This is a genomic window from Mycobacterium sp. 1164985.4, assembly GCF_001668575.1.
GTDB lineage: Bacteria > Actinomycetota > Actinomycetes > Mycobacteriales > Mycobacteriaceae > Mycobacterium.
In genome coordinates this window covers 121,632-128,560 of record NZ_LZMD01000021.1, presented here as the reverse complement: position 1 = coordinate 128,560, position 6,929 = coordinate 121,632, and the positions used below count along the sequence as shown (strand labels likewise).

6 protein-coding genes are annotated in these 6,929 nt (G+C 67.3%); 2 read left to right on the top strand and 4 right to left on the bottom strand.

Annotated elements, in window-relative coordinates; all coding sequences use genetic code 11:
- Positions 1-116 precede the first annotated feature (116 nt).
- Positions 117-2,003: a dynamin family protein gene (locus A5650_RS03160; RefSeq protein WP_067286165.1), complete on the top strand. Its 1,887-nt coding sequence runs from the start codon at positions 117-119 to the stop codon at positions 2,001-2,003.
- A 78-nt stretch (positions 2,004-2,081) separates the two neighbouring features.
- The gene (locus A5650_RS03155; protein ID WP_067286163.1) at positions 2,082-3,590 is read left to right on the top strand and encodes a dynamin family protein; all 1,509 of its coding nucleotides are present in this window, start codon (positions 2,082-2,084) and stop codon (positions 3,588-3,590) included.
- 59 nt (positions 3,591-3,649) lie between these two features.
- Here A5650_RS03155 and A5650_RS03150 read toward each other — a convergent pair whose 3' ends face one another.
- From A5650_RS03150 to A5650_RS03135, 4 genes are read right to left on the bottom strand one after another with little or no spacing between them, the layout of a single operon-like run.
- Positions 3,650-4,114 carry a hypothetical protein gene (locus tag A5650_RS03150; RefSeq protein WP_067286161.1) on the bottom strand — a complete coding sequence of 155 codons (465 nt, stop codon included), beginning with the start codon at positions 4,112-4,114 and terminating at the stop codon, positions 3,650-3,652.
- 13 nt (positions 4,115-4,127) lie between these two features.
- The gene (locus A5650_RS03145; protein WP_156743981.1) at positions 4,128-4,613 is read right to left on the bottom strand and encodes a hypothetical protein; all 486 of its coding nucleotides are present in this window, start codon (positions 4,611-4,613) and stop codon (positions 4,128-4,130) included.
- 39 nt (positions 4,614-4,652) lie between these two features.
- Positions 4,653-5,618: an LLM class F420-dependent oxidoreductase gene (locus A5650_RS03140; RefSeq protein ID WP_067286157.1), complete on the bottom strand. Its 966-nt coding sequence runs from the start codon at positions 5,616-5,618 to the stop codon at positions 4,653-4,655.
- Positions 5,608-6,894, bottom strand: coding sequence for an HNH endonuclease (locus tag A5650_RS03135; RefSeq protein ID WP_067286155.1), 1,287 nt, complete (start codon positions 6,892-6,894; stop codon positions 5,608-5,610). Before A5650_RS03135 ends, A5650_RS03140 begins: the two co-directional genes overlap by 11 nt.
- Between the last annotated feature and the right edge of the window lie 35 nt (positions 6,895-6,929).

The following is a 6,929-nucleotide window of genomic DNA, read 5'->3' as shown; positions in this document are numbered from 1 at the left end:
GACGCCGGCCTGTTCTGAGCCGAGCACACAACGCCACTGGCGGGGATCAAACTGCGATCCCCGCCAGTCGGCACGTCTACCGTTGACTCACCGGCCCAACCGGATACGAGGACTTGATGACGCAAGGCAATGATCGACAGGCGACGCCGGCCAAGCAGGCGGCGCCGGACAGGCAAACGAAGGTCATCGTCGAGCTGATCGACCACACCAGCCGGATCGCCGACGCCAACGATCGCGGTGATCTGGTCGAACGGCTGGCCAAAGCCAAGGCGCGCATGACCGATCCGCAGATCCGGGTGGTGATCGCCGGTCAGCTCAAGCAGGGCAAGAGCCAGTTGTTGAACTCGCTTCTGAACGTTCCCGTCTCGCGGGTCGGTGATGACGAGAGCACGGTGCTGCCGACCGTGGTGACGTACGGGGAGACGGCTGCGGCCAAGCTCATCGTGGCGCGCGGTGAGGGCGAGGAGCCCGACGCCGTCGAGATCCCGATGGCCGACATCAAGAACGATCTGCGACGGGCCCCGCAGGCCAACGGACGCGAGGTGATTCGCGTGGAGGTCACCGCCGCCAGCCCGCTGCTCAAGAACGGGCTCGCATTCGTCGACACCCCGGGCGTCGGTGGCCACGGTCAACCGCATCTGTCCGCGACGCTGGGCCTGCTGCCCGACGCCGACGCGGTGCTAATGTGCAGCGACGCCAGTCAGGAGTTCACCGAGCCCGAGATGACCTTCATGCGACAGGCATTTGAGATCTGCCGTGTCGCAACGATCATCGCGACCAAGACGGATCTGTATCCCCACTGGCGCCAGATCGTCGACGCCAACAAGGCGCATCTGCAGCGTGCGGGTGTGGACGTGCCGATGATCCCGGCCTCCTCGCTGCTGCGCACCCACGCCATCCAGCTCAACGACAAGGAACTCAACGAGGAGTCGAACTTCCCGGCCATCGTGAGGTTCCTCAGCGAGCAGGTGCTGGCGCGGCAGAACGACCGGATCCGCGACCACGTTGTGAACGAGATCTATTCGGCGGCGGAACATTTGACGCTCAAGGTCAAGGCTGAATTGGCGGTGCTCAACGACCCCGAGACCCGGGACCGGCTGAAGGAGGACCTGGAACGCCGCAAGCAGGAGGCCCAGGACGCGCTGCAGCAGACCGCGCTGTGGCAGCAGGTGCTCAACGACGGAATCGCCGATCTGACCGCCGATGTCGACCACGATCTGCGCGGGCGGTTCCGCATCATCAGCCAGCACATCGAAAAGGTCATCGACAACTGTGACCCAACGCATCACTGGGCCGAGATCGGCGCCGAGCTCGAGAACGCGGTCGCCACGGCCGTCGGCGACAACTTCGTCTGGGCCTATCGACGGGCCGAGGCGCTGGCCGCCGAGGTGGCCCGCACGTTCGTCGAGGCCGGTCTCGACGCGGTCAACATGCCGCAGCTCGACCCCAGCCGAATGGGCGCCAGCCTCGGGGAGATGAAATCGTTGGGCAAGCTCGAAGCCAAACCGGTTGGCAAGGGCCGCAAGCTGACCATGGGCATGCAGGGGTCGTACGGCGGCGTGCTGATGTTCGGCATGATGACGTCGTTCGCGGGCCTGGGCATGTTCAACCCGATCTCCCTCGGCGCGGGTCTGCTGATGGGGCGTACGGCGTTCCGGGAGAACATGGAGAACCGGATGCTGCGGGTTCGTAACGAGGCCAAGACCAACACCCGCCGCTTCATCGACGACACGCAGTTCGCGGTCGGCAAGGAATCGCGCGACCGGCTCAAGGCGACGCAGCGGCTGCTGCGTGACCACTATCGCGGCATCGCCAATCAAACCTCTCGGTCCCTCAACGAGTCGCTGCAGGCGACCATCGCCGCCGCACAGGTACAGGAGGCCGAACGCAACGGCCGGATCAAGGAACTCGAGCGTCAGCTCAACATCCTCAATCAGGTCACCGAGCACGCAGTCAAACTGCTGCCCGCCGGCTCCGCGCCCGAACCCGTTGGGACCACATAGCGGCGTCGGTGCATAAGCTGGACTCTTGGCCATCGCCGAACGGGGAGAGCAGCCAGGAGCATTGGTGGGTAGCGCGAGATGAGCACGAGCGATCAGGTGCGCGCGATCCTGGGTGGAACCATAAAGGCCTACCAGGCCGACCCCGCGTATCGGCAGCGCCCCGATGTGCATCGCGAACTCGAGCGCATCGGCGGTCGGCTCAACCAGCCGATCCGGATCGCGCTGGCCGGCACGCTCAAGGCAGGCAAGTCGACGTTGGTGAATGCGCTTGTGGGCGAGGACATTGCGCCTACCGACGCGACGGAGGCCACCCGAATCGTGACGTGGTTCCGGCATGGACCCACACCGAAGGTGACCGCTAATCATCGCGGCGGCAGGCGATCCAACGTGCCGATCGGACGCGATCCCAACGAGGGCGGCCTGACGTTCGACTTCGCGACGCTCGACCCCGAAGACATCGTCGACCTCGATGTCGAGTGGCCGGCCGCCGAGCTGATCGACACCACCATCATCGACACCCCCGGCACCTCGTCGTTGTCCCGGGACGTTTCGGAGCGTACCCTGCGCCTACTCGTGCCCGAGGACGGGGTGCCGCGCGTCGACGCGGTCGTCTTCCTGCTGCGGACACTGAACGCCGCCGATATCGCGCTGCTCAAGCAGATCGGCGAACTGGTCGGCGGGTCGGCGGGCGCGTTGGGGGTGATCGGCGTGGCCTCGCGCGCGGACGAGATCGGGGCCGGGCGCATCGATGCGATGTTGTCAGCCAAGGACGTCGCGACGCGCTTCACCGCGGAGATGGAGCGCACCGGAACATGCCAGGCCGTGGTGCCGGTGTCCGGGCTGCTGGCGTTGACGGCACGAACGTTGCGGCAGAGCGAATTCGTCGCGTTGGAGAAGCTCGCCGGCGTGGACGCCGCCGAGCTGACGAAGGCGATGTTGTCGGTGGACCGCTTCGTCCGCGAGGACAGTTCGCTGCCCGTCGACGCCGCGACCAGAGCGGCGCTGCTGGACCGGTTCGGCATGTTCGGAATCCGGATCTCGATCGCAGTGCTGCGCGCCGGTGTCAGCGATTCGGTGGCACTGGCCGACGAGTTGTTGGAGCGCAGCGGGCTGTTGGCGCTTCGGGAGGTCATCGATCAGCAGTTCGCGCAGCGGTCGGATCTGCTCAAGGCGCACACGGCGTTGTTGTCGCTGCGGCAGTTCGTACAGACGAACCCGATCTACGCCACCCCGTACATCCTCGCCGACATCGACCCGCTGCTGGCCGATACGCACGCGTTCGAGGAGTTGCGCCTGTTGAGCCAGTTACGTTCGCGGCCAACGACTTTGAATGACGACGAGATGGCCTCGCTGCGCCGCATCATCGGCGGTTCGGGTACCGACGCGGCCAGCAGGCTTGGCCTTCAACCGGACAATCCTTACGACGGGCCGCGGGCGGCGTTCGCGGCGGCACAGCGCTGGCGCAGGCGTGCCGAGCACCCGCTGAACGACCCGTTCACGACTCGGGCCTGCCGGGCGGCGGTGCGCAGCGCGGAGGCTTTGGTCGCGGAGTACGCGGCCCGCGGCCAATCAGGCCAGGGCCGCTGAGCGGCCAATCAGGCCAGGGCCGCTGAGCGGCCAATCAGGCCAGGGCCGCTGAGCGGTGGCTAGGGGGTGGGCGACTCCGTCACCGTCTCGGTCACGGTTTCGGTGCTGGTTTCGGTGCTGATGCTCGTAGTCGGCGGGGTGGTCGTGGTGGTCGTCGTCGTGGTGGTCGTCGGCTCGGTGGTCGTGGTGGTTTCCGGCGGCGCGGTGATGGTCTCCGTCACGGTCTGCGGGGACAGCGAGGTGGTTGGGACGACGGAGCGCGAGGTCGTGGTCAACGGCGTCAGCGAGGTGCGTTCGGTCGTCGAGTCGTCGCCACTGATCAAGGACGCGAGCAGCCACACGATGAGGGCGACGAGCAGGGCGCCGATCGCGCCGAACGCGACCAGCGCCGCCGGCTTGCGGTACCACGGTTCCGGCTCCCCGGGCGGCAGCCCGGGACCCCCGTCGCCGTAATTGATGTACGCCGTGGGTTCGTTGTCGGGGTTGTTCGGGTCGTCCGGAGGTCCGTATCGCGCCACGGCCATCGATAGTAGGCGCTCAGGGGTACGGATTGAGCGTGCGCGTCACATTCGTCCGGGGTCGGCGCGTCGTGCGGGTCGTAGTGGGCTCCTCGGCCTCGCCGGCCTCACTGCTGGGCGGTGTCCGGCTGGTCGTCGTCGAGCTGCTGGACGTGGTCTCGGTGCCCGAAGTCGTCTCGCTGCTCGAGGTCGTCGACTCCGACGGCAGGGGGTCGTTGATCTCGGTGGTCTGTGGTGGGCTGGTGCTCGTGATGGTTCCTGTCGTGAGGGTCGCGGAGGGGCCCGTCGGGGTCTCGGTCGCCGTGAACGTCGGCTCGATGAAATCCACCGGCGCCGGCGTCTGCTCGTTGAACCGCGCAGCGAAGAAGGAGATCGCCAGCACGAGTAGTCCGATCGCGGCCAGGCCGAGAAGGCTCGCGCCGACGACCTCGGGGGTGCGGTTGTACCAGGGCTGCGGCGGCGGGTCTCCACCGCCGCGATGATCGTTGCCGTTGCCGCCGGGCACGGCCACTGATCGTAGGGCCGGTGGCCCGTGCGCGCCTGTTCAGCGCAGCTGTGGCAAAACCTCGCGCGCGAAGAACTCGAGGTGCCCCAGATCCGACATGTCGAGAACCTGCAGGTATATCCGCTGCACGCCGGCCTGCAGGAATGGTCCCAGCTTGTCGACGATCTCGGCGGGCGTGCCCACCGTGGGGGAGTTGCTGCGAAGCTCGTCGACCTCACGCCCGATCGCGGCTGCTCGGCGGGCGATCTCGTCTTCGTCGCGGCCCGCGCACAGCACGAACGCCGCGGAGTACGTCATCGAGTCCGCGGATCGGCCGGCGTCGGCGACGGCCGCAGCAACCCGCTCGAACTGCGTCGTGACCGTCTCCAGTGGCACGAACGGCACGTTGAACTCGGAGGCGAACCTGGCCGCGAGCGCCGGCGTCCGCTTGGCGCCCTGGCCACCGATGATGACCGGTGGGTGTGGCGACTGCGCGGGCTTGGGCAGGCCGGGGGAGTCGATGATCGTATAGTGCTGACCGGCGTAGTCGAACGTCTCATCCTGCGGCGTCGTCCAGAGTCCGGTGATGATGTCGAGCTGTTCGCTGAGCCGGTCGAAGCGTTCGCGAAGCGACGGAAACGGGATCGCGTACGCCTTGTGTTCGGCTTCGAACCAGCCCGTGCCGATACCGAATTCCACGCGGCCGCCGCTCATCTCGTCGACCTGGGCGACGGAGATCGCCAGCGGCCCCGGATAACGGAAGGTCGCCGACGTCACCATGGTGCCGAGGCGGATTGTCGACGTCTCCCGGGCGATGCCGGCCAGGGTGACCCAGGAGTCAGTCGGGCCGGGCAGCCCGTCGCCGCTCATCGCCAGGTAGTGATCGGAGCGGAAGAACGCGGAGAAGCCCAGCTCCTCTGCGGTCTGCGCGACGGCGAGTTGATCGGCGTACGACGCGCCCTGCTGCGGTTCGACGAAAACCCGGAAATCCACCGATGAGCCCACGGCTGCCAGCTTAGGCGGCATGCAGGTTGGTCAGCGCGACACCGATGCGTGCTTCGACTTCGCTCAAGCGAACCACCGAGTGGCCGGGTAGCCGTGGGGCGGCCGAGTGGTAATGCGCGCCGGTTGGCGTGGTGAACTCGGCGTGGTGGGTACCGTCGACCTGGCAGGTTTGCACCTGCCAGCCCGGAGTCTCCTTGACGTAGTTGCACCGCTCGCACAGACCCAGCCCATTGACCAGATGCGTTGGGCCACCACGATGTGCGGGCACCGCGTGATCGCGATGGCGGATCGGTGCATCACAGTAGGGAGTGCGACATCGTTGATCGCGTAATCCGATGAAGCGGGCCATCGCCCGCGGGAAGCGTCGCGAGCGCGACTCCATCGCTACCAGCGCCCCCGAGTCCGGACGCCTGTACAGCCGCCGCAGCGTGGCCCGCGACCGCTTGTCCAAGGCGGCGGTTTGGACAAGCGTGCGCGCCACCGCGGCTGGTATCGGACCGTAACCGTCGACGAGCGCGGGACTGTTGTCCTCACTCACCAACGTCTCATCCGACATCACCAGGTTCACCGCGATCGGCTCGGGAACCTCGGCAGGCCGACCGGTGACCCGCTCCACCAAGGTGTCGGCCATCACCTGACCGCGTCCCCGGTTGTCGAAGGTGCTGTCGGAGGCACGCTTGAGCGCGGCGTAGACGGACACTCCCTGGCGCATGGGCAGCAGCGCGGTCAAATAGGCCATCGTGTCGGGCGCGGGCCGGATGGTCACGGTGCGATCGGCCTCGGCTCTCGCCGCGCGCTCAACGAACGCCTGAGGATCGAGCCGGTAGGCGATGGCTTTGGCATCTGCGGCGATCCGTGCGTCGCCCTTCCCCTCCAAAGTCTGTACATCCGAGCACATCTCGTCATCCAGCGCGCGGCGGTGCTCCACGCTCAGACAGGCGGACTCACGCACGATCAGTGTCGCCCGCCACTCCGACAGGACCCCGCCCTCCAACGCGGCCAGCGTGTGGGGCATTTCATCGACCAACGCCTTGGCGAACCCGAGATGGCGACCACCCTGCGACGGCGAGACGCGCCGCGCCAAGGCAATTTCGCTGGAAACCCCGCGACCCCGTTTGGCCGCGGGCACGCCGGCGGCGGCCTCACTGGCGCGACGTGAAGCGTCGAGCAGTGCCGAAGCTCGGGCCTGCCCCGCCGCGGCGGCCGACTTCACCCGCTCCAACCAGGCGATCCGCTCGACCAGAGCAGCCTCGTCCACGCATGGGTCCACTTCCGCCAAGTGCGTGGAGTCGAACATGTGTTCGACACTATCACGCGGCACTGACACGCGGA

Excerpts from the sequence above, each read along its gene's own strand:
- A5650_RS03160 (WP_067286165.1), top strand. The coding sequence starts at position 117 with ATGACGCAAGGCAATGATCGACAGGCGACGCCGGCCAAGCAGGCGGCG.
- A5650_RS03135 (WP_067286155.1), bottom strand. The coding sequence starts at position 6,894 with ATGTTCGACTCCACGCACTTGGCGGAAGTGGACCCATGCGTGGACGAG.
- A5650_RS03140 (WP_067286157.1), bottom strand. The coding sequence starts at position 5,618 with ATGCCGCCTAAGCTGGCAGCCGTGGGCTCATCGGTGGATTTCCGGGTT.
- A5650_RS03150 (WP_067286161.1), bottom strand. The coding sequence starts at position 4,114 with ATGGCCGTGGCGCGATACGGACCTCCGGACGACCCGAACAACCCCGAC.
- A5650_RS03155 (WP_067286163.1), top strand. The coding sequence starts at position 2,082 with ATGAGCACGAGCGATCAGGTGCGCGCGATCCTGGGTGGAACCATAAAG.